Here is a 21,221-nt window from a genome sequence, read left to right on the forward strand (position 1 = left end):
GGCGAAAAAGCGGGATCCCGGACCTTCGCGCTCAAGCGAGGGCCGGGCCGATAATTCGCAAGGCGCGGGTCGAAACGCCGCCTGAGGCCTGGATGGACACGGACATGGCGAGCCTTTTAGCAGCGCGGGCGCCGAGAATAAAGCGTGGCGGCGGCGGGGAAAGCTTCTTATTCTCGGGCAACCTCCCCATATAGGCTTGCGCTTTCACCTTTGCGAGAAGGACCGGACGATGGACCACCCCACCACCGCCGCCACGGAGCGACGCTCGCAGGCGGGCTTCGACCTCACCCCTCCGACATCCGGGCAGTTCGACCGCCTGGTCGCGGACCTGGACGACGAGGAGCGCCGGGTCATTCTGGAGCACGGGACGGAACGTCCGTTCTGCGGCATCTTCAACGAGGCCAAGTCCATGGGCACCTATGGCTGCCGCCTGTGCGGGCTCCCGCTGTTCAAATCAGGGACCAAGTTCGAATCCGGCACCGGCTGGCCGAGCTTCTTCGATCCCATCGACCGGGAGCATGTCGCCTTCGTGCGCGACACGAGCTACGGCATGATCCGGACAGAGATCCGCTGCGCCCGCTGCGAGGGCCATCTCGGCCACGTGTTCGATGACGGCCCGCCGCCCACCGGCGAGCGCTTTTGCATGAACTCGGTCTCGCTGCGCTTCGTGGCGGAGGGCGACCCACTTCCCGACCTCCTTGGCCGCGGGGCGCCGGAAGGCCAACCCCTCGCCTGATCGGCCGGGACGGCACGCTCATGAGCATGGACGCCCTGGAGGCCAAAGCCGTCGCGGCAGCCGGATTCTATGACCGGCTGCCGATCTTCGACAGGTTCTCCCAGCTCACTGATCTCTCGATCTACACGCCCCTGCCGCAGGATTGGGTGCTCGGCCTCGCCGACATCGTCCAATCCACCGCCGCCATCGAAGCCGGGCGCTACAAGGAAGTGAACACGGCCGCCGCCGCGGTGATCGCCGCCGTCGCCAACGCCCTCCACGACAACGACTTCCCGTTCGTCTTCGGCGGCGACGGGGCGAGCTTCGCCCTTCCCGCCGACAAGGCCGATCTCGCCCGCGAGGCACTCGCCGCCGTCGCGGCCTGGGTGCGGGACGATTTCGGTCTCCAGCTTCGGATCGCGCTGGTTCCGGTCGCGGTCGTGCGGGAGGCCGGGCACGATGTGCGCGTCGCCCGCTTCGCCGCCTCACCGGACGTGACCTACGCCATGTTCGCCGGCGGCGGCATGGCCTATGCGGAACGGGAGATGAAGGCCGGCACCTTCGGGCTGCCGCCGGCACGACCCGGTAGCCATCCCGACCTGACGGGGCTCTCCTGTCGTTTCGACCAGATCCCGGCCGAGCGCGGGCTCATCCTGTCCCTCATCGTCGTTCCGGAAGAGGGCGCCGACCCGTCCGCCTTCGGAGGGCTCGTCGCCGACATCCTGGCCGCGATCGAGGAACGGGGCGAGGCCAAGCGCCCGATGCCGGACAGGGGCCCGACGATGAGCACGCCCTTCAAGGGGTTCGCCATCGAGGCCAAGGCCGCGGGCGGACGCGGAACGCCCCGTCTCTGGACCGCCCTCTGGCTGGGGGCAAGGCGCATCGCCACCTTCGCCATCCTCCGCCTTGGCCTGCGGATCGGCCCGTTCGATCCGGCCCGGTACCGGCATCAGCTCGTGGAGAACACGGATTTCCGAAAGTTCGACGACGGCCTGCGCATGACCCTCGACTGCACGCCGGCCCTTGCCGACCGCCTGGAGGCCATGCTCGCGGATGCGCGCGACCGGGGCATCGCCCGCTTCGGCGCCTACCGCCAGGATGCCGCGCTGATGACCTGCTTCGTTCCGTCGGCCCTGCGGAGCGATCACATCCACTTCGTCGACGGTGCAATGGGAGGCTATGCCATGGCCGCGCAGGCCCTGAAGGCGTCGTGACTCAACGTCATTCCGGGGCCGCGAAGCGGAGCCCGGAACCTATGAACTGAACCGGTTCAGGATAAAGCGCAGCGGCAGCCGCGATTCTCTCTCCTGAATCGTCGTGGTTATGGGTTCCGGGCCCGCACCTGTGGTGCGTCCCGGAATGACAGCATGAGAATCTGAAGCCCTCTCATTCCGGATTGCCGTCAGGCAAGTCCGGAACCCATGACCGCTGTCGAAAGCGAATGGCGCAATGCTGTTCTGCGCGAGGAGCCGTTCCGGGCGTCCCTGCGTCACGTAACCCTTCGGGCTCGCCTGCGGCGGTGCGGAATGGCCTCAGTGCGGCCATCACCCGATCATCGACCTGGTCCGGTCGGCCGCCAGCAGGCGCCGGGCCGCGTCCGAGTCCCGGTCCATCTGGGCGACCAGGGCCCCGACGCCGTCGAAGCGCTCCTCGCCGCGGATCCAGTCGATGAATTCCACGTCCAGCGTCCTGCCGTAGAGATCGCCGTCGAAGGCGAACAGGTGCACCTCGAGGAGCGGTGCGCCGTTGTCGAAAGTGGGGCGGCGTCCGAAGCTCGCGACACCATCGACGAGGCGGCCGTCCACCGACGCTCTCACCGCATAGATCCCGTAGTGCAGCCGGCAATCGTCGGGCAGGCGGATATTGGCCGTGGGATAATTCAGCAGGCGGCCCCGCTTGTCCCCGTGGCGCACCTCACCGCGGACGAACCAGCGATAGCCGAGCTCCCGGTTCGCCTCGGCGATATCGCCGGCTTCGAGGGCGGTGCGGATGGCGCTGGACGAGACCGGATCGGTTCCCGACTTCACGGCCTCCGCAACCAGGCAATCGAGGCCGCGGGCGGCACACAGCGCGGCCATTCGGGCCGGGTTCCCCTCGCGTCCGCGGCCGAAATGGAAATCGTGCCCGATCACGACGCCGGAGAGGCGCAGCTCCAGGGCCAGCAGGTCGACGAAGCCTTCGGCCGTCAGGGAGGCAAGTCCTGCATCGAAACGCCTGACGAAGGCCCCGGCGAGGCCAAGCCGCGACAGGACCGCGAGTTTCTCCGGCTCGTGGGTGATGCGGAACACCGGGCTGTCGGGATGGAAGTACGTGCGCGGATGCGGCTCGAACGTCACCACGGCCGCCGGGCGGCCCGTCTCCAGGGCCAGGCGGATGAGAGACTGATGCCCGCGATGGACCCCGTCGAGATTGCCGATGGCGGCGACGGCACCGATCAAACGCTCCGGCACGGCCTCGCCATCACGGCAGACCGGGAAAGGACGGGATGGGAATGGCTCGGAGGGCATGGGACCTGGGGCGGGCTGCGATGGCGGCGACCCTGTCGAAAAGCTGGGCGGGGGTCAAGAAGGACAAGCTCCCCGGTCCCATTCGGGCGCGGCGGGCGGGCATGCCCCCCGGGGCGCGTCACGCCGCCCAGGACAGGGCGTCGGTGATCGCCTGCGGCTTGACGGGCTGGAGGTCGACCCAGTCCTGCACATGCTGGGAAATGAGCGGACCCTGATGGGCGCGGAGCTCCTCCGCATGGATGCCGCGGGCGACGAGAAGCGAGTCGATGCCGTAGCCGGCGGCTCCGGCGATGTCGGTGCGGATGGCGTCGCCGATCGCGAGCACCCGGTTCTTGGCGATGGCATCGCCCTTGAGGCGCGCGCCGACGGCGATGGCCCGTTCGTAGATCGGCGCATGGGGCTTGCCGGCATAGAAGACCCGGCCGCCGATCTCCTCGTAGGCCAGCGCGATCGTTCCCGCACAGGGCACGATCACGTTGCCCCGCTCGACGACGAGGTCGGGATTGGCGCAGACCATCAGGATATCCCGGGCCCGCATGGCTTCGAGCGGCTCCCGATAATCCTCGACCGTTTCGCGCTCGTCGTTCTCGAATCCCGAGCAGACCACGTAGTCGGCGTCCTCGATGGGTCCGAAGCGGACATCGAGACCATAATACATCGGCATGTCCCGGGGCGGGCCGATATGGTGCACGACCTGCGCGATCCTCTCTTCGATGGCGAGTCTCGTGAGATCGCCCGAGGTCACGATGGCGTCGTAGGCGCGGCGCGGGACGCCGAACCCGTCGAGCTGCGTGCCGACCGCGGTGCCGGGGCGAGGAGCGTTGGAGACGAGGACGACGCGTCCGCCTCCGTCGCGGAAGCGGATCAGCGCCTCGCTGGCGGGCGCAAAGGCCCGGACGCCATTGTGCAGGACGCCCCAGACATCGCAGAGAATGAGGTCGTAACGGCCGGCGATGGGCTGCAGCCCATCGAGGAGGGCGGGACGGTTCGAAACGGTCATCGGGTCTCACAGATCGGGAGGCCGTTCCGCCTCATGGGCCGAACCGCTCCCTCGGAATCGGGTTGTCGGCGTGCTCCCGCGGCAGGCCTCTGTCGGCTTGCCCGAACGCGCATCCTGGGGCGGCGGTAGGCCCTCGGGGCCGTGAAGTCAACCGACGCGCCGCAGGGCCGAGGGCGCCCCGCCCATCACTTCGGCACGGACCGCGCGGGGCGCGGAGAAGACGAAGCCCTGCGCCAGCGGCACGCCGAGCTCGACGAGAGCGGGCACCATCTCCTCCCGGTCCACGCGCTCCGCGATGAGCTTGACCCCGGAGCGGCGCAGGAGCGCCACGAAATCACGCAGGCCCATGTCGCGAACGTCGTCCCGTCCGGCAGCGGCGAGGATCATCTCGGCGGGCAGCTTCAGGAAGCGCACCCCCTGCTCGGCAAGCATCCGCACGTCGATATGAAGGTTCTTCGCCCCGTCGAGCGAGAGCGGCACGCCGCGGCCGCACAAGGCGAAAACCGCCTCCCGCTGCGCCGCATCGAAGGCCTGCCAGCACGATTGCGGCAGCTCCAGCACGATCTTGCCGGTCACCTCCGGCGCGGCCTCGAGAACGCGCACGACAGATGCCAGGAAGCCCGCTTCCGCCAGCGAGTGCGGCGAGAGATTGACCGTGACGACGGCCTCGCTGCCGCGGGCGACGAGATGACGGGCAACCGCGACGGCCCGGAGCAGCATCCGGCGATCGAAGGCGGAGGCGCGGCCGAACCGCTCCAGGATGGGCAGGAACTCCCCCGGGCCGACGAGGGTGCCGTCATGCAGCCGCAGGCGGGCAAGGGCCTCGTAGAAACGCACCTTCCGCTCCGGCAGGGCGATGACGGGCTGGAGGTGCACTTCGATTCCGTCCGCCTCGAAGGCCTGGAGCACCACGCGTGACCGGCCGAGCTCCTCGCCGAGACCGGAGCGCGGCTGCGGCAGGAGGGACGGCTCCGGCTCGACGCTTCCGCTCGCGGGCTGCCGGGACGTCGGGCCGCGCGGCTCCGGCACGATCCGCAGCGCGGCCCGGCCGTTCGCGTCGCCGCCGGCGGCGGGTTGCAGCGTGCTCCTCAGATCCGTGACGTCCCTGTGCTGGGCGGCCACGTTGCGGGCGAGCTCGCGGACAACCCCGCCGAGCAGCCCGACCGTTCCGGTCACCTCGGCCATGGTCGAGCGCAGGATGGGGCCGGCGCCGGCATCCGGGATCCGGCCCTGCCGCTCCAGCCTGCCGACGCGGCCGGCCAGCGCCGCCACGTCGGCGGACGCCTGCCGCGCCTCCCGCGACGATCGGTCCACCCTCAGGCTGAAGAGGGCGGTGACGGTCAAGGCCGCGATATTCAGGAGAACGACGAGCGGCAGCAGGCTCTCGGCGTGGATGGCCGCCGCAATGGCGATCCCGGCCGCTGCCACGCCGCAGGCGCCGGCGAACCATTTCGCTCCCCGGACTTTGAAGAAAACAGGCCATTTGGCCGTTTCGACCATGGGTGCCCCCGCTCCCGTGGTAAAAGGCGAATCGATGATGCAACGATGTTGTCCGACCCGGACCCGGACCGCAAGCGTTACTGTTCCGAAACGACATGATTTCCGATGCCGGCTCCGGCATCTGGACATCGCCCGCCCGGCGCATGAAAGGACAGACCGATGGACGAAGCCCGCAAGGATCTGCTGATGCAGGTCGACGGCATGACCTGCCAGGGATGTGTGAACGCCGTCACGAAGGCGATCCAGCGCCTCGATCCCGGCGCACGGGTCGAGGTCGATCTCGACCATGGCCGGGTCCATGTGACGACCAGGGCGCAGAGCATCGAGGTCGCGCAGGCGCTCAACGCGGCCGGTTACGAGGCCCAGGCGATGACGGGCTGATCCGATCGCCGCTCTCTCGCATCCGGATGAGGCTCCCGTCCACGGCAGGAGCCGTATTCGCCGTCGTGGAACTGCGAACCGCTCCGAGGTCTTCGATGCGTCGCTTTTTCGAACGGAAATCCGGTTCCCACTTTTCCTGAAAATGCTCTAGGCTCCCGGCGAATCCATGTTCCGGGGAAAGCCATGAACGCTCATCCATCCAGGGTCGCCAACGACCTTTCAGCGCCCAACGATCTCGAAGCCTGGTGGCTTCCCTTCACCGCGAACCGGGCGTTCAAGCAGCGGCCGCGCATGGTCGCCCGCGCCAAGGGCATGTACTACTACACGCCCGAAGGGCGGGAGGTTATCGACGGCGCTGCGGGCCTGTGGTGCTGCAATGCGGGCCATAACCGGGATGAGATCACCGCCGCGATCCAGGCCCAGGCCGCCGAGCTCGATTATTCCCCGGCTTTCCAGTTCGGCCATTCGGGCGGCTTCGCCCTTGCATCCCGCCTCGCGCAGCTTGCGCCCGGCGATCTCGACCACGCCTTTTTCTGCAATTCCGGCTCGGAGGCCGTCGATACGGCGCTGAAGATCGCGCTGGCCTACTGGAACGTGAAGGGCCAGGGCAGCCGGACCCGGCTGATCGGCCGCGAGCGCGGTTACAACGGCGTCGGCTTCGGCGGCATCTCGGTCGGCGGCATCGCGCCGAACCGCAAGTTCTTCGGCTCCCTGCTCGCCGGCGTCGACCATCTGCCGCATACCTATAACCGGGCAGAGCAGGCCTTTTCCCGCGGCGAGCCCGAATGGGGCGCGCATCTGGCCGACGACCTGGAGCGCATCGTCGCCCTGCATGACGCCTCGACCATCGCCGCCGTGATCGTGGAGCCCATGGCCGGATCCACCGGTGTCCTCCCGGCGCCGAAGGGCTATCTCCAGCGCCTGCGCCAGATCTGCGACAAATACGGCCTGCTGCTGATCTTCGACGAGGTCATCACCGGCTTCGGGCGCCTCGGCACCGCCTTCGCGGCGGAGCGCTACGGCGTGGTTCCCGATATGATCACCTTCGCCAAGGGCGTGAATTCCGGCACCGTGCCCATGGGCGGCGTCCTTGTGCGCAAGGGCATCTACGATACGTTCATGAAGGGCCCGGATCACGTCATCGAGCTGTTCCACGGCTACACCTATTCCGGCCATCCCCTCGCCTGCGCGGCGGCCCTCGCGGCCCAGGACATCTACCGGGACGAGAAGCTGTTCGAGCGCGCCAAGTCCCTCGAGCCGGTCTGGGCGGATGCGATCCAGGGCCTGAAGGGCCTGCCGAACGTCCTCGACATCCGCACCATCGGTCTCGTCGGCGCCATCGACCTCGCCTCGCGCCCCGACGCTGTCGGCGCCCGCGCCTACGAGGCCATGGACCGGGGCTTCCAGGAGGAAGGCCTGATGATGCGCGTCACCGGCGACACCATCGCCCTCTCGCCGCCCCTCGTCATCACCGAGGAGCAGATCGGCGAGATCGCCGACAAGATCGCGCGGGTAATCAAGAAGGTGGCGTAACCCCTCCCCACGAGGGGACGCGAACACCCTCTCCCCGGTGGGGAGAGGGGAACAGTGCCGAACCGCTGCTGTCATGCCGGGGCGAGCGCAGCGAGCGCCCGGAATCCCTCACCGCCGGGCCTGAGGGGACAGGCGCAGCGGCTCTCGCGGCTCTCCGACCTGGACCCGTCGTGGCCATGGATTCCGGGCCCGCACTGCCGGTGTGTCCCGGCATGACGGCGCCGCTGGAAACGCGGCGGGCGCCCTGAGCTCCCGGCCTGTTATTTTCCCCTCCCCGTCATGCCCGGGCCGCCCTCGTCATTCCGGGACAGCGCAGAGCGCTGGGCCCGGACCCCATCACCGCTGCCAGTGCAGCGGGAAGCGCCGCGGATGGCGCCGCCCTCCCACTGTGAACCCTCAGCCGGGCCGGGCCGCTGTTCCGTCTTTGTTCTTGACGCCGCGCTCAAGCTAGGCTATATCATGACCTGTCCCGCCGCAGCGAGGGGCGCGCGCGCGAGGCGTCGCTGGTGTGGCGGTGGGAACGGTCCCGCAGGCAAGGTCACGCCGCCTTTGCCGGGCGGGGGGCCCAGGCTGTGCCCGGGGCTGCCGGTTGGTCCGCCGCCGCCCGCTGTCGCGAACAGCGGTGTCCGCGCCGGGCAGCAGGCCAGCCTTGCGCCGCCTGTCCGCCGCAACGAACCGTGCGCGATGATGCTTCGGCTCTTCGCTTCACTCCCATCCCACCCGAGCCGGAGCCGACACCGCGCCCCCTCGAGCCTGCTTCCCCTCCGGGCCCACAGCCCGGAGGTCGAAGCGGCGTGGCGGTTTCAAACATCCCTTCCTGACGATCGTGACGGATCCCTTTGCCGCGACAACCCTTGCCCCTCCCCGCGTCACGGGTTAGGACGCCCCACCTTTCTCTCAAAAGCCGGCTGTCCTGACCCATGTCCAAGCCCGACAAACTCAAGGCGCGCGCGCCGCGCGGCTTCGCCGACCGCGGACCCGCCGACCTCGCGGCGACCGAGCGCATGCTCGCGGCGATCCGCGAAACGTACGAACTCTACGGCTTCGAGGGGGTCGAGACACCGTTCGTCGAGTACACGGACGCGCTGGGCAAGTTCCTGCCCGACCAGGACCGGCCGAACGAGGGCGTGTTCTCCTTCCAGGACGACGATGAGCAGTGGCTCTCGCTCCGCTACGACCTGACCGCGCCTCTCGCCCGCTACGTGGCCGAGAATTTCGACGCCCTGCCCAAGCCTTATCGCAGCTACCGGGCCGGCTGGGTGTTCCGCAACGAGAAGCCCGGCCCGGGCCGCTTCCGGCAGTTCATGCAGTTCGACGCCGACACGGTCGGCGCCGCCTCCGTCGCGGCGGACGCGGAGATCTGCATGATGGCGGCGGATACCCTGGAAAAGGTCGGCATCGGGCGCGGCGACTATCTGATCAAGGTCAACAACCGCAAGGTGCTCGACGGCGTGCTGGAAGCCATCGGCCTTGGTGGAGAGCAGCACGCTGCGCAACGCCTCACCGTGCTGCGCGCCATCGACAAGCTGGATCGCCTCGGTCCGGAGGGCGTGCGTCAATTGCTCGGCGCGGGCCGCAAGGACGAGAGCGGCGACTTCACCAAAGGCGCGGGGCTCGACGCCGAGGCCATCGCGCGGGTGCTCGCCTTCACGGATGCCAAGGGCGGCACGAATGCGGCGACGGTGGAGAACCTCCACCAGGTCGTGAGCGGCTCGGCCCGCGGGACGGAAGGCGTGAACGAGCTGTCCGAGATCGCCACTCTCGTCGCCGCGTCGGGCTACGAGGACCGCATCGTCATCGACCCCTCCGTCGTGCGCGGCCTCGAATATTACACCGGCCCTGTCTACGAGGCGGAATTGACCTTCCAGGTCCAGGACGAGGACGGACGCCCGGTCCGCTTCGGCTCGGTGGGCGGCGGCGGACGGTATGACGGGCTCGTGGGCCGCTTCCGGTCCGAGCCCGTGCCGGCGACCGGCTTCTCCATCGGCGTCTCGCGGCTGTACTCGGCGCTCAGGATGGTGAACAGCCCGATCGTCTCCGGAGCGGAGACACCCGGCCCGGTCGTGGTCCTTGTCATGGACAGGGACCGGGTCGCGGTCTACCAGCGCATGGTCTCCACCCTGCGCCGGGAGGGCATCCGCGCCGAGCTCTATCTCGGCTCGTCCGGCATGAAGGCGCAGATGAAATATGCCGACAGGCGCCAGAGCCCCTGCGTCGTCATCCAGGGCTCCAACGAACGCGAACGCGGCGAGGTCGAGATCAAGGACCTGATCGAAGGCGCGAAAGCCGCTCAGGCCATCGCCTCGAACGAGGAATGGAAGGCTGCCCGCCCGGCGCAGTTCTCGGTTCCCGAGACCAGGCTCGTCGAGGCCGTGCGCGAGGTTCTGGGCCGGCATTTCGGGTGAGGTCGACGCCGTTCCGGATTCGCCGGCGGCGCCCCTGGTGTGACAACGGAGCGGGAACTCCCCAACGCTCTCCCGGGTTGTGCTATCAAGCTTGACCGATCAGGAGAGTCCATCATGGCAAAAGCCAAGGCGAAGAAGAGCGCGAGTGACAAGAAGTCGAAGGGCAAGAAGGATTCCAGCGAGAAGCTGTCGAAGGCGCTGAGCAAATTCTCGCCCCTCAGGGACATGCTGAACTCCGATCTGGGACGCGAGCTTCTGGCGGATGCGCTGATCGCCGCCGCCGGCGCCGCCGCGGCGGCGCTGACCCGCAGCCGCCCCGCGAAGAAGGCCGGCGCCGCCACGGCCGAGGCGAGCACCCTGGCCGCCGGCGCGACCAAGGACGCGATGCAGACGGCGGCCGGCGCCGTGGCCGGCGTGGTGACGGAGACCGCGCGCCAGTTCCTCCCCGCCTCGCTGCTGGGCGACGAGAGCGAGGGCACCCGCTCGTCGGGCCCGTCGGACCGCAAGCCCCGCGTTGTCCAGCGCGCGAGCGATCACAGCAAGCGCAAGACCACCCGCAAGATCGCCAAATCCGACAAGACCGGAGAGTCCGACAAATCGGATAAGGCCGAGAAGTCCGACAAGTCCGCCTGACCTGCGCCGTCTCCCGGGGCGCGCGCAGGTGCCCCGGGGCCAGCGGCAAGTCCGCAGGACTGTCGCGTCCGTTCACCCTTCCCGTCGAAAACGGTCGCGTTCCCGGCCAAGCATTGCTAGAGAGCAGGCGGCGAGAGCGTCGTGTGGGGCAAGCGGATCCGGTTTTGCACACGATGCTCGGCAACAGGGAAGCATCGGATCGATCCTGAGGGTGGTGCGCACTTTCAGCTCCGATGCCCGAGAGGGTTCGAGCGACGCCAGTGACAGAGACGGATGCCATTCTTGCGCTGATCGCGCTTTTCGAGCGCGAGGGCTATGCGCGTGTCGAGCCTCCGGTGCTGCAGCCGGCGGACGTGTTCGTCGATCTTTCCGGCGAGGACATGCGGCGGCGCATGTTCGTCACCCAGGACGCCTCGGGCACGGAATTGTGCCTGCGGCCCGAATACACCATTCCCGTCTGCCTCCGGCATCTCGGCACCCATGGGGCGGAGCCGGCCGGCTACAGCTATGGCGGTCCGGTCTTCCGCATGCGCCCGAACGAGACGGGTGAATTTCTCCAGGCAGGCCTCGAATCCATCGGCCGGAAGGACATTGCGGCAACGGACGCGGACATCATCGGCCTTGCCCTGGAGGGCCTCGCGCGGCTCGGTCTCAGCGATGGCCGCGTCAGGCTCGGCGATATGGGCCTCCTGAACGCGCTGGTCGAGGCCCTGGGGCTGATGCCCGCCGCGAGGCGCCGGGTCGTCCGGGCCATCGTCTCGGGACAGGGACTGGATGCGCTCCGCGACCCGGAGCATCAGGGCCAGCCGGAACACGCCGGCCTTCTCGCCGCCATCGAGGGCCAGGCGCCACAGGCCGCCAAGGCCTTCGTGGAGGATATTCTCTCGATTGCCGGGATCGCCCGTGTCGGCGGGCGCAGCGCCGGCGAGATCGCGGAGCGTTTCCTGGCGAGGGCGGCGAACCGTGGCGGCGTCGGAGACGAAGCGCGGGCGGTGCTGGAGCGATACCTGTCCGTGTCCGGCAATCCGGACCAAGCGGCGGAGGCGGTCAGGACACTCGCCAGGGATGCCGGGCTCGACCTGTCGGAAGCGCTCGATCTCTTCGAGGAGCGCACCGGATTCATGGCCGCGCGGGGCCTCGACGTGAGCGGCTTCTCCTTTGCCGCGACCTTCGCGCGCAATCTTGATTACTACACGGGCTTCATCTTCGAGGTGCAGGACCCGCGCCGGGGCGACGGCAAGCCGGTCGTCGGCGGCGGGCGCTACGACCGGCTGCTCGAGCATCTCGGCGCCACCCTGCCGATCCCGGCGGTCGGCTGCTCCTTCTGGCTCGACCGCATTGCAGGGAGCGCCCGATGACCGAATCTCCCCTCATCATCGCCGTGCCTTCCAAGGGGCGGCTGCAGGAGAATGCGGCCGCCTTCTTCGCCCGCGCAGGCCTCGTCTTCACCCAGTCCCGGGGTGCCCGCGACTATCGCGGCACCCTTGCCGGCGTACCCCATGTAGAGGTGGCCTTTCTCTCGGCCTCGGAGATCGTCAACCAGCTTGCCACCGGCACCGCCCATCTCGGCATCACCGGCGAGGACCTGATCCGCGAGCAGATCGCCGATGCGGATGCAGCCGTGGAGATCCTGACGCCGCTCGGCTTCGGGAATGCCAACGTGGTTGTCGCCGTGCCGCAGGCCTGGATCGACGTGCGCACCATGGCCGACCTCGACGAGGTCGCCGCCGACATCCGCGCCCGCCATGGCTACAAGATGCGGGTCGCGACCAAATACGTAAACCTCACCCGCCGCTTCTTCGCCGAGAAGGGCATCGCGGATTACCGGATCGTGGAGAGCCTCGGGGCCACGGAAGGGGCGCCGGGAGCGGGCTCGGCGGAGCTGATCGTCGACATCACCACCACCGGCGCGACCCTGACGGCCAATGCCCTCAAGGTGCTCGACGACGGGGTCATGCTGCGCTCCGAAGCCAATCTCGTCGCCTCCGTCCGGGCTCCGTGGAGTCCCGCGGCACGCGAGGCGGCCACGACCGTCCTGACGCGGATCGCCGCAGAGGAAGAGGCCCGCATGAGCCGCGAGATCCGCGCCGCCCTCGATCCCGCCCGGGCCTCCGGCCTTGCGGGTATCCTCCAGGATCTCGGAGCCTCCCTTCCCTTCGGCGAACCGAAGGGGTGGGAAACGGTGGTCCATTGCAGGGCATCGACGGTCTTCGAGATCGTGGCCGGTCTCCAGAACCTGGGCGCGCAGAACATCACCGTGCGCGCCTTCGACTACCTGTTCCGCCCCACCAACGCCCTGACCGAACGCCTCCTGAACCGGCTCGGATGATCCTTCGAAGCGAATTTTCATCCTGGCTTCAGGCAGCGTGTGGTTGATCACAAAGCAACGGGACAACAATGCGATGGGGCGTTGCCTCTGCGGCAAAGGCCCCTTATGGTCCCGGCGTCTTCGATGAATGAGGTTCTCATGAACGCGCTTCGACTTGCGGCGCTCCTGGCCGCCCTCGCCGCTGTGCCGGCCGCCTATGCCCAGACATCGACAGTTCCCGGTCGTCCGGCCGGTCCGACGCGTACGGTGGACAGCAAGGTCCCGCAGCCGGGTCAGCTGGACAAGGTCTTCCCCTTGCGCTCGAACTGGACCGCCGTCAGCCTGAACGGCAAGCCCTTCAGCGGCGACCGGCCCAGCTTTACCCTGGACGATCAGCTGCGCGCCCGGGGCTTCGGCGGGTGCAACAACTATTCGGCGACGGCCTATCCTCTGCGCGAGCAGAAGCTCGCCGTAGGGCCCTTCGCCCTGACGAAGAAGAGCTGCGACAAGGCGGCCATGGCCACCGAACAGGAATTCCTCATCGCCCTGCGCACCTCGGCGCAATGGGATATCCAGGGATCGATCCTGACCATCAAGACCCAGAGGGGCGAGCTGCGCTTCGAGCGGACGCTCTGAGCCGCTCGGCCACATCCCAGGGTTCAGGCCGGCCTCGCGCCGGCCTTTTTCATGGCAGGGCGCCCCGTCACTCAGCCGGCTGAGGCTGCCGCTTGTCCGTGGGCGCGAACAGGCCATCCTCCTGCTTCTGCATGTCGATACGCCGGTCGTGGAAGGCGGCAAGCGTCGACCGGTGGCCGATGGACACGATGGTGGTCTCCGGCAGTTCCCGCTTCAGCATGGCGTAGATCTCGGCCTCGGTCGGCTCGTCGAGCGCCGCCGTTGCCTCGTCGAGGAAGAGCCAGTCGGGCCGCGCCAGCAGGGCCCGCGCAATGGCGAGGCGCTGCTGCTCTCCGAGGGAAAGGGTCTGCGCCCAGGCGCGTTCCTCGTCGATCTTGTCGACGAGGGCCGGAAGCTTCGCAGCCAGCAGGGCCTTCCGGATCGCCGCATCGTCATAGACCCCGTGCATGCCCGGATAGGTCACGGCGGCGCGCAGGGACCCCATCGGAATGTAGGGGCGCTGCGGCAGGAGCATCATGCCTTGGCCGTCGGGAATCTCGATCCGCCCGCCCCCGAAGGGCCAGATTCCCGAGATGGCGCGGAACAGGGTCGACTTGCCGGATCCGGAAGGACCGGTCAGGAGCGTCGTTTCTCCGTTGCGGAATGCGACGTCGTCGGCGCGCATGAGAGGACGCCCTTCGGGCAACGCCACGGTGAGGTCGGACACCTTCAGATCCCCGTCGATGGACGGAACCAGCTCCACATGCTCGTCCGCCTCCCGCCGGCGCACGTTTTCGATGGCCGCTTCGAAGGTCAGCAGACGGTCGACCACGGCCTTGTAGCTCGCGATCGTCGAATAGGACGTGATGAAGAAGTCGAGCGCGCCCTGGACGCTCGAGAACGCGCCCACCGTCTGCTGCATCTGGCCGAGGCTGATCTTGTCGATGAAGTAGTAAGGAGCGGTGAGGATGTAGGGAACAACCACGTTGGCCTGGAAGTAGGCCGACTGGAAGATGGTGAGGTTCATCACGCGCCGGACGATGCGCATGAAGTTGTCGACGATCATGTCGAAACGCCGTCCGAGCGCCTGCTTTTCCGCCTCCTCGCCACCGAGCAGGGCGACCTGCTCCGTATATTCGCGCAGCCGCGCCAGGGAGAAGCGGTAATCGGCCTCCACCCGCTCCTGCTGGAAATACAGCCCGATGAGCGGGCGGCCGATCACATGGGTGAGCCAGGTACCGAACGCAGCATAGAGGATCGCGACCCAGACGAGCAGGCCCGGCACCGGGATGTCGGTTCCCGGCAGGGTGAAATCCCGCGACAGGGCCCAGAGGATGGCGATGAAGGAAACGAGGGTCGCAGACTGATTCAGAAGGCCGATGGAGAGCGTATAGGTCTGATCGACGTAGTTGCGCAGGTCGTCCGCGATGCGCTGGTCCGGGTTGTCCGCCTCGCGACCCACGAGCTGCATGCGATAATGGGTTCCGTCCCCGAGCCATTCGCGCACATAGAGACCGTTGAGGAACGCCCGCCAGCGGATCCGCAGCACGTATTGCGAAACGATCTCGACCAGCGCGACGCAGATATAGACCGCCGCCAACGGCACGAAGATCCAGAAGAGCTGATACCAGAAGGCGGCACCGTCCTTGGCCTGGAGGGCATTGAACATGTCACGGCTGAAGAAGTTGAACCGGACGCTCAGCGCCACCTGCGACAGGTTGATGAGAACGAGGAAGGCGAGCAGCGCCGTGCCGATGGCGCCCTCGGATGCCCGCACCGTGCCGATGAGAGGAATGTGGATCTCGCTCGCCGCCGTCGAATCGAAGTACCGATCGGCGATTCCCATGATCCTCCGGATCACGGGGATGCGGGAGACGCCAAGGATGACAAAGGCGAAGATCGTCGCGCCGATCGGCATGGAGGGCGGCGGCACATAGCCCGCCCAGTCGCCCGTGATCACACCGAAGGCGTCGGCGAGCTGAAGCGCAGCCATGATGACCTGCACCAGAGCCAGAACACTCACGAAGACCTTGAGGTATTTCGGCATGTCCCGCGACAGGAACAGGGCCGCGGCCAGTCCGATCAGCGAAAGGGGCAGCAGAAGAGACAGAGGGGCGCCGCCCATCTGAATGGCAAACAGGGCAAGACCGAGGAGTCCCGCCGCAAGGCTGGCCTTCACCATTACATCGTCCTCGTACAATTCATGACGGCGCTGCGGCCGGCTCGCTCAGCCGATCCGACGAACCCGTGGCAAAGATATGGACACAATTCTGCTTTGTTGCGACTGAATTTTTTGTAATGCAGAGAAAGCCTTAATCCTGCGGACCTTGAGCCGGAAGCATCGGCCCAAACCGATCGGATCCGTTCTAAACAACAGAATTTTCGCTATATAGAACGAAAAGATTGACATAGAGAACGGGCTCGGGCATTGCTGCACCGCAGAAAGCGACGGCCCGGAATGAACGTACCCCTTGGAAACCTCAACGACTCATCGCTGCAGCGACTTGCCCCGGTCGAGCCCATTGTCCAGCTGCAGGACGTATCGAAGGTCTATCCCGGCAGGCACGGCGCTCCCGTTGCGGCCCTGGAAGGGATCGCCCTCACCGTGCCGCGGGGCTCGGTCCTGGGGGTCATCGGACGCTCGGGGGCCGGGAAATCGACCCTGATCCGTCTCGTCAACGGCCTGGAGAAGCCGACATCCGGCCGCGTCATCGTCGACGGCGCGGATATCTCCGCGCTTCCGGAACGCGCCCTGCGCCACGCGCGGCGCTCCATCGGCATGATTTTCCAGCACTTCAATCTGCTCTCCTCCCGAACCGCCGCCCAGAACATTGCTTTGCCTCTCGAAGTGGCAGGCTACGACAAGGCGGCCATCGCGGCGCGGGTGGACGAGCTTCTCGCTCTGGTCGGCCTGTCGGACAAGCGCAACCGTTACCCCTCGGAGCTGTCCGGCGGACAGAAGCAGCGGGTCGGCATCGCCCGCGCCCTCGCCACCAAGCCAAAAGTTCTCCTGTCGGACGAGGCCACGTCGGCCCTCGATCCGGAGACCACCCGTTCGATCCTTGACCTCCTGGCTCGCATCAATGCGGAGCTTGGTCTTACCATTCTGCTGATCACCCATGAAATGGCGGTGATCCGCTCGATCGCCAAGGAAGTGGCGGTGATCGAAGGCGGGCGCATCGTCGAGCAGGGTGGCGTCTTCGACGTGTTCACCCGTCCGCAGCACGAGGTGACGCGCTCCTTCCTCGCGGACGAGACCGGCCGCGCGCTTCCGGTCTACGTGGCCGACAGGCTGCGCCCCGAACCGGCGCCGGGCGGCCAGGCTGTGGTCAGGATCGGCTTTCGCGGTCCGCACGCGACCGATCCCGTCCTGGCGCGGCTCGCGCGGGACCTCAACATCGAGGCCAACATCCTGGCGGGCTCCGTGGACGAGATTGCCGGCCGGCCCTGCGGCATTCTCGTGATCGGCGTGCCGGAAGCATCTCTGGAGCGCACCCTCGATTTCCTAAAGCAATACGGTCTCGACACGGAGGTACTCGGCCATGTCGCCTGAGATGATCCGCCTCATCGCCAACTCCACCGGCGAAACGCTCTACATGGTCGCCGTCTCGGCGCTGATCGCGACCCTGTTCGGCCTGCCCCTCGGTGTGTTTCTCGCCACCAGCGGAAAGGGTGAGCTCTTCGCCGCGCCATGGGTCAACCGCGTCCTCGGCGCCGTCGTCAACGCGGCCCGCTCGACGCCTTTCATCATTCTCGTCGTCGCAATCATTCCCTTCACGCGCCTGATCGCGGGCACCTCCATCGGCACCAATGCCGCTATCGTGCCGTTGACGATCGCCGCGACGCCCTTCATCGCCCGCCTGATCGAGGGCGCGATCCGTGAAGTGGATCAGGGTCTCATCGAGGCGGCGCGTGCCTTCGGCGCAAGCCCGTTACAGATCGTCGTCAAGGTGCTGATCCCCGAGGCGCTGCCCGGCATCACGCTGGGCCTCACTCTCGCCGTCGTCTCGCTCATTGGCTTCTCGGCCATGGTTGGCGCAGTCGGCGGCGGCGGACTCGGCGATCTCGGTATCCGATACGGCTATCAGCGTTTCATGCCCGACATGATGATCGCCGTCGTCGTGGTGCTGATCGTTCTCGTTCAGCTCGTGCAGAGCATTGGCGATCGCCTCGCCCGCCATCTCAACAAGCGCATCCGTCAGGCCTGATTTTCGAACCGTCGAACAAGGAAGAACGATATGTCTCTCAAGTCCCTCGGCCTTGCTGCCCTCCTCACTCTCACCGCGCTCCCGGCAGTCGCGCAGCAGACGCAGACGGTGCGCATCGGCGTGACGCCCGGCCCGCATGCGCAGATTCTCGAAGCCGTGAAGCCGATCGCAGCGAAGAATGGTCTCGACATCAAGATCGTCGAGTTCTCGGATTATGTGGTGCCGAACGCGGCGCTTGCCTCGGGTGAACTGGAGGCGAACTCGTTCCAGCACCAGCCCTATCTCGACAACCAGAAGGCCGACCGCGGCTACAAGATCGAAACCGTGGCGCTGACGGTCAACTTCCCGATCGGCGTCTACTCGAAGAAGCACAAGGCCTTCGACGCCCTTCCGAGCGGTGCAACCGTCGCGATCCCGAACGATCCGACCAATGGCGGACGTGCGCTCCTCCTTCTTCAGGACAAGGGCCTGATCAAGCTGAAGGACGGTGTCGGATTCAAGCCGACCATCATCGACATCACCGAGAACGCGAAAAAGCTGAAGTTCGTGGAGATCGACGCCGCTCAGGCGCCGCGTGTTCTGGATGACGTGGACGCCGCCGTCATCAACACCAACTACGCCACGCAGGCCGGCCTCGACCCGGTGAAGGACGCGCTGACCCGCGAGAACCCGAAGGGCCCTTATGTGAATGTCATCGCCGTGCGCAGCGAGGACAAGGACAAGCCGTGGGTGAAGACCCTGGTCGAATCCTACCACACGCCGGAAGTGAAAAAGTTCGTCGAAGAGACGTTCAAGGGCGCGGTGCTCACCAGCTGGTAAGCCGCCTCACCTGTTCCTCCCTGGACCTGGCCGGGCCCTGCGCCCGGCCTTTTTCATAAGGCCGTCGGCCAGAGACGAGCTCGCGTCAGGAGTCCGAAGGGCGTCCGCAGGAGGCCATCGGGAAACTTGAGCGGGTGATTCCGCAAAAGGCCCGTCAGTCGCGGAGTCAACGATGGCTCGTAACCCGAGAACCATAGGCCGCGGTAGATGAAGGGCATCAGCGATTCGAATTCAGGCTTCGCCAGGGGCCCATCCCAGCGATAGGTGAAGCTCGGATCGCGCAACCCGATGAGGACATTGTACGTCTCGTCCGACAGGAGCACATTCTCGGAATAGGTTCGTGCGAACCCTTTCATGTCCTGATCGGACACGAGAATGCCAGCATGCCTGCAGGCGAGCGGAAATTCCAGCGTGACGGCGGCCTTCCAGAATGCCTCGGGCGCAACCTTCTGTGTCGAGAACGGCTCGGGGATGTAGGCCCAGAATGCGGCCCCCCTGTCGTCGAGGGTGATCCCGCGCTTGAAACCGTTCCAGAGCATCTCCAGTCGCGTGAACACGTCCTTGTCGCCTGTCAGGCGGTGGATTTCCGCCCCGGCGGCGGCGAGCGCATGCACATGGTTTTGCGCCTCGAAGGTTTCAGGCTCGAGCCACGAACGGTAATAGCCCGATCGGCCGCCATACAGCACGGCAAAATAGCGGTCGTACTCCCAGAAGCCCTGCAACAGGTCGTGCCCGTATGCTCCGAACTCGTCTGCCAGCGGGTCGTTCCGCCCAAGTTCGTTGGCAAAGGTGACGATCGGCAGTGAGACGAGACCGGTGACGGTGACGTCCGTAATGCGCTTCGTCGCTCCGTGCACCGGCCATGGCGCACCCCAGGATCGCACGACACGGCCCTGGATCTCATCCTTGCGCCCAGTCCTGTCGTCCCGCAGAGCCATGATCCGGCGGGCGGAATCGACGAACAGGGTTCGGAAGCGCTCCTGTCCCGTCGCTTTCCAGAGCGTGATCGCCGCACGCGACGTATAGGACCACGACCACGCAAAAACCTGCCCGCGATCCTCGAGCGCAGGCAGCCCGGCACCCGAAGGACCGAGGACGCTCGCAATCTGCAGTGCAACGGCATCGTAGAGGACGTCCGCATGCGGCATCGCAGCGGAGAAGCACCCCAGGTCGAGGCCGTCCTCCGGCAGGTCGGCGGGATCGTTGACAAGCGTCTCGATATCCCCGCGCGCCATCGTCTTGCCACCGGCAAGGGCAGACCACACGGCCGCATACCGCTCAAAGGGTCTGCTCTGCGCCATCGCAGCAGGTCCCGCCTTTGCCAACGCCGGCAGAGTGAGCCCTGCAAGGATCGCGCGTCGTGTGGGTTTCAAGACCATGTTGCCGTCGAAGTCGACGAACGGACACAGCCGTTCTCTCTGAATGGGGACATCAGGGCCACAACGTCTGCCGCCGCCATTGGTTCGCCCCGAAGGAGCTTGACAATGAGCCGGCTCACCTTCTTCATCGCCCGATGAAGACGCCGGATCGCTTTTCCGGACAGGGAGGGAAGTCACATGCGCCTATCGATCTTCGGTCTGTCTCTCGTCGCTGCCACCTGCACCGCGCCGCTTGCCGCGCAGGCTCAGGCACCGCTGACGATCTACTGCTCGATTCTCGAAGAGCAGTGTCGAGTGGGCGTGGCCGCGTTTGAAAAGGCCACGGGGGCGAAGGTGACGATGGTGCGCAAGAGCACGGGCGAGACCTTGGCGCAGATCCGTGCCGAAGCGTCCAACCCGCGCGCGGATGTCTGGTGGGGCGGCCCCGGCGACTCGCATATCCAGGCGGCGGAGGAAGGCCTGACGGCCGAATACAAGTCGCCGGTTCTGCCACAGCTGCACGATTGGGCCGTCCGGTTTGCCGAGCAGTCGGGCCACCGTTCCACGGGCACTTACCTTGGCGCGCTGGGCCTCGGATACAACACCAAGGTTCTCGCCAGCCGCAGCATCCCCGAGCCGAAATGCTGGGCCGACCTCCTCGACCCGAAATATCATGACGAAGTTCAGGTCTCCGATCCGAACTCCTCCGGCACGGCCTATGTCTTTCTCGCGACGCTCGTGCAGTTGATGGGGGAGGACAAGGCCTTCGACTATATGAAAGGCCTGCACAAGAACATTAACCAGTACACCAAGTCGGGTGCGGCGCCGGTGAAGGCCGTGGCTCTCGGCGAAACTGCCATCGGCATCGCCTTCATGCACGACATGGTCACGATGATTGCCGACGGTGCGCCGGTGAAAACGGTCGCCCCATGCGAGGGCACCGGCTACGAGACCGGCTCCGTCTCCATCGTGAAGGGCGGGAAGAACACGGAGATGGCACAGAAATTTGTCGACTGGGCCCTGTCGGCCGACGCGCAGAAGCTGGTCGGCGCGGATCTGAAGATCTATTCGATCCCGTCCAACAAGGGCGCTCCGATTTCTCCCGATGCGCCGAAGCTCTCCGAGATGAAGCTCATCAACTACGACACGGCGAAATACGGATCGGTCGCCGAACGCACACGTCTTCTGAAGAAGTGGGATGCCGAGGTAAAATCGGCCCCGAAGTAGGACCTCTCATCA

18 protein-coding genes are annotated in these 21,221 nt (G+C 66.7%); 13 read left to right on the forward strand and 5 right to left on the reverse strand.

The window, feature by feature from the left end:
* Nucleotides 1-229 precede the first annotated feature (229 nt).
* Both msrB and AC522E_RS15120 read left to right on the forward strand, forming a co-directional pair.
* Nucleotides 230-736 carry a peptide-methionine (R)-S-oxide reductase MsrB gene (msrB, locus tag AC522E_RS15115; RefSeq protein WP_500747083.1) on the forward strand — a complete coding sequence of 169 codons (507 nt, stop codon included), beginning with the start codon at nt 230-232 and terminating at the stop codon, nt 734-736.
* Between the two features lie 26 nt (nt 737-762).
* A complete protein-coding gene (locus tag AC522E_RS15120; protein WP_500750716.1) occupies nt 763-1,929 on the forward strand; it encodes a DUF3095 domain-containing protein in 1,167 nt (388 codons plus the stop codon).
* A gap of 330 nt (nt 1,930-2,259) precedes the next feature.
* Here AC522E_RS15120 and AC522E_RS15125 read toward each other — a convergent pair whose 3' ends face one another.
* From AC522E_RS15125 to AC522E_RS15135, 3 genes are all read right to left on the reverse strand, one after another.
* Nucleotides 2,260-3,222 (reverse strand): bifunctional riboflavin kinase/FAD synthetase, encoded by a 963-nt coding sequence (locus tag AC522E_RS15125; RefSeq protein ID WP_500747084.1) that lies wholly within the window; start codon nt 3,220-3,222, stop codon nt 2,260-2,262.
* A 118-nt stretch (nt 3,223-3,340) separates the two neighbouring features.
* Nucleotides 3,341-4,222 (reverse strand): TIGR01459 family HAD-type hydrolase, encoded by an 882-nt coding sequence (locus AC522E_RS15130; RefSeq protein ID WP_500747085.1) that lies wholly within the window; start codon nt 4,220-4,222, stop codon nt 3,341-3,343.
* A gap of 147 nt (nt 4,223-4,369) precedes the next feature.
* Nucleotides 4,370-5,722, reverse strand: a complete 1,353-nt coding sequence (locus AC522E_RS15135; RefSeq protein ID WP_500747086.1) for an EAL domain-containing protein — start codon at nt 5,720-5,722, stop codon at nt 4,370-4,372.
* 159 nt (nt 5,723-5,881) lie between these two features.
* Here AC522E_RS15135 and AC522E_RS15140 point away from each other — a divergent pair, with 159 nt between their 5' ends.
* The 7 genes from AC522E_RS15140 to AC522E_RS15170 all read left to right on the forward strand — a co-directional run bounded on the left by AC522E_RS15140 (nt 5,882) and on the right by AC522E_RS15170 (nt 13,618).
* Nucleotides 5,882-6,103, forward strand: a complete 222-nt coding sequence (locus AC522E_RS15140) for a heavy-metal-associated domain-containing protein (RefSeq protein ID WP_500747087.1) — start codon at nt 5,882-5,884, stop codon at nt 6,101-6,103.
* 183 nt (nt 6,104-6,286) lie between these two features.
* Nucleotides 6,287-7,636, forward strand: coding sequence for an omega-aminotransferase AptA (gene aptA, locus AC522E_RS15145; RefSeq protein ID WP_500747088.1), 1,350 nt, complete (start codon nt 6,287-6,289; stop codon nt 7,634-7,636).
* Nucleotides 7,637-8,556: 920 nt separating this feature from the next.
* Entirely contained in the window at nt 8,557-10,041 is a 1,485-nt protein-coding gene (hisS, locus tag AC522E_RS15150; RefSeq protein WP_500747089.1) for a histidine--tRNA ligase, read from the forward strand.
* Nucleotides 10,042-10,155: 114 nt separating this feature from the next.
* On the forward strand, nt 10,156-10,674 hold the full coding sequence (locus tag AC522E_RS15155; protein ID WP_500747090.1) for a hypothetical protein: 519 nt from the start codon (nt 10,156-10,158) through the stop codon (nt 10,672-10,674).
* 233 nt (nt 10,675-10,907) lie between these two features.
* Complete coding sequence (locus AC522E_RS15160; protein WP_500747091.1) at nt 10,908-12,032, forward strand: ATP phosphoribosyltransferase regulatory subunit; 1,125 nt, start codon at nt 10,908-10,910, stop codon at nt 12,030-12,032.
* A complete protein-coding gene (gene hisG / locus AC522E_RS15165) occupies nt 12,029-13,003 on the forward strand; it encodes an ATP phosphoribosyltransferase (RefSeq protein ID WP_500747092.1) in 975 nt (324 codons plus the stop codon). The genes AC522E_RS15160 and hisG overlap by 4 nt, the downstream gene beginning before the upstream one ends.
* A 138-nt stretch (nt 13,004-13,141) precedes the next feature.
* Nucleotides 13,142-13,618 (forward strand): META domain-containing protein, encoded by a 477-nt coding sequence (locus tag AC522E_RS15170; protein ID WP_500747093.1) that lies wholly within the window; start codon nt 13,142-13,144, stop codon nt 13,616-13,618.
* A 67-nt stretch (nt 13,619-13,685) separates the two neighbouring features.
* On the opposite strand, the gene AC522E_RS15175 is transcribed toward AC522E_RS15170, so the two are convergent.
* On the reverse strand, nt 13,686-15,779 hold the full coding sequence (locus AC522E_RS15175; RefSeq protein ID WP_500747094.1) for an ABC transporter ATP-binding protein/permease: 2,094 nt from the start codon (nt 15,777-15,779) through the stop codon (nt 13,686-13,688).
* 276 nt (nt 15,780-16,055) lie between these two features.
* Here AC522E_RS15175 and AC522E_RS15180 point away from each other — a divergent pair, with 276 nt between their 5' ends.
* The 3 genes from AC522E_RS15180 to AC522E_RS15190 are packed head-to-tail and all read left to right on the forward strand — an operon-like array spanning nt 16,056 to nt 18,624.
* Nucleotides 16,056-17,150: a methionine ABC transporter ATP-binding protein gene (locus AC522E_RS15180; protein ID WP_500747095.1), complete on the forward strand. Its 1,095-nt coding sequence runs from the start codon at nt 16,056-16,058 to the stop codon at nt 17,148-17,150.
* Nucleotides 17,140-17,805 (forward strand): methionine ABC transporter permease, encoded by a 666-nt coding sequence (locus AC522E_RS15185; RefSeq protein ID WP_500747096.1) that lies wholly within the window; start codon nt 17,140-17,142, stop codon nt 17,803-17,805. Before AC522E_RS15180 ends, AC522E_RS15185 begins: the two co-directional genes overlap by 11 nt.
* Before the next feature lie 30 nt (nt 17,806-17,835).
* On the forward strand, nt 17,836-18,624 hold the full coding sequence (locus AC522E_RS15190) for a MetQ/NlpA family ABC transporter substrate-binding protein (RefSeq protein ID WP_500747097.1): 789 nt from the start codon (nt 17,836-17,838) through the stop codon (nt 18,622-18,624).
* A 53-nt stretch (nt 18,625-18,677) separates the two neighbouring features.
* Here AC522E_RS15190 and AC522E_RS15195 read toward each other — a convergent pair whose 3' ends face one another.
* Nucleotides 18,678-19,925 carry a hypothetical protein gene (locus tag AC522E_RS15195; protein WP_500747098.1) on the reverse strand — a complete coding sequence of 416 codons (1,248 nt, stop codon included), beginning with the start codon at nt 19,923-19,925 and terminating at the stop codon, nt 18,678-18,680.
* A 255-nt stretch (nt 19,926-20,180) separates the two neighbouring features.
* Here AC522E_RS15195 and AC522E_RS15200 point away from each other — a divergent pair, with 255 nt between their 5' ends.
* Complete coding sequence (locus AC522E_RS15200; RefSeq protein WP_500747099.1) at nt 20,181-21,209, forward strand: ABC transporter substrate-binding protein; 1,029 nt, start codon at nt 20,181-20,183, stop codon at nt 21,207-21,209.
* Nucleotides 21,210-21,221: the final 12 nt, after the last annotated feature.

The organism is Microvirga sp. BF8 (assembly GCF_059888585.1).

Excerpts from the sequence above, each read along its gene's own strand:
- AC522E_RS15170 (WP_500747093.1), top strand. The coding sequence starts at position 13,142 with ATGAACGCGCTTCGACTTGCGGCGCTCCTGGCCGCCCTCGCCGCTGTG.
- AC522E_RS15125 (WP_500747084.1), bottom strand. The coding sequence starts at position 3,222 with ATGCCCTCCGAGCCATTCCCATCCCGTCCTTTCCCGGTCTGCCGTGAT.
- hisS (WP_500747089.1), top strand. The coding sequence starts at position 8,557 with ATGTCCAAGCCCGACAAACTCAAGGCGCGCGCGCCGCGCGGCTTCGCC.
- AC522E_RS15185 (WP_500747096.1), top strand. The coding sequence starts at position 17,140 with ATGTCGCCTGAGATGATCCGCCTCATCGCCAACTCCACCGGCGAAACG.
- hisG (WP_500747092.1), top strand. The coding sequence starts at position 12,029 with ATGACCGAATCTCCCCTCATCATCGCCGTGCCTTCCAAGGGGCGGCTG.
- msrB (WP_500747083.1), top strand. The coding sequence starts at position 230 with ATGGACCACCCCACCACCGCCGCCACGGAGCGACGCTCGCAGGCGGGC.
- AC522E_RS15175 (WP_500747094.1), bottom strand. The coding sequence starts at position 15,779 with ATGGTGAAGGCCAGCCTTGCGGCGGGACTCCTCGGTCTTGCCCTGTTT.
- AC522E_RS15180 (WP_500747095.1), top strand. The coding sequence starts at position 16,056 with ATGAACGTACCCCTTGGAAACCTCAACGACTCATCGCTGCAGCGACTT.
- AC522E_RS15135 (WP_500747086.1), bottom strand. The coding sequence starts at position 5,722 with ATGGTCGAAACGGCCAAATGGCCTGTTTTCTTCAAAGTCCGGGGAGCG.
- AC522E_RS15160 (WP_500747091.1), top strand. The coding sequence starts at position 10,908 with ATGCCCGAGAGGGTTCGAGCGACGCCAGTGACAGAGACGGATGCCATT.
- aptA (WP_500747088.1), top strand. The coding sequence starts at position 6,287 with ATGAACGCTCATCCATCCAGGGTCGCCAACGACCTTTCAGCGCCCAAC.
- AC522E_RS15190 (WP_500747097.1), top strand. The coding sequence starts at position 17,836 with ATGTCTCTCAAGTCCCTCGGCCTTGCTGCCCTCCTCACTCTCACCGCG.
- AC522E_RS15130 (WP_500747085.1), bottom strand. The coding sequence starts at position 4,222 with ATGACCGTTTCGAACCGTCCCGCCCTCCTCGATGGGCTGCAGCCCATC.
- AC522E_RS15200 (WP_500747099.1), top strand. The coding sequence starts at position 20,181 with ATGCGCCTATCGATCTTCGGTCTGTCTCTCGTCGCTGCCACCTGCACC.
- AC522E_RS15155 (WP_500747090.1), top strand. The coding sequence starts at position 10,156 with ATGGCAAAAGCCAAGGCGAAGAAGAGCGCGAGTGACAAGAAGTCGAAG.
- AC522E_RS15120 (WP_500750716.1), top strand. The coding sequence starts at position 763 with ATGGACGCCCTGGAGGCCAAAGCCGTCGCGGCAGCCGGATTCTATGAC.
- AC522E_RS15140 (WP_500747087.1), top strand. The coding sequence starts at position 5,882 with ATGGACGAAGCCCGCAAGGATCTGCTGATGCAGGTCGACGGCATGACC.
- AC522E_RS15195 (WP_500747098.1), bottom strand. The coding sequence starts at position 19,925 with ATGGCGCAGAGCAGACCCTTTGAGCGGTATGCGGCCGTGTGGTCTGCC.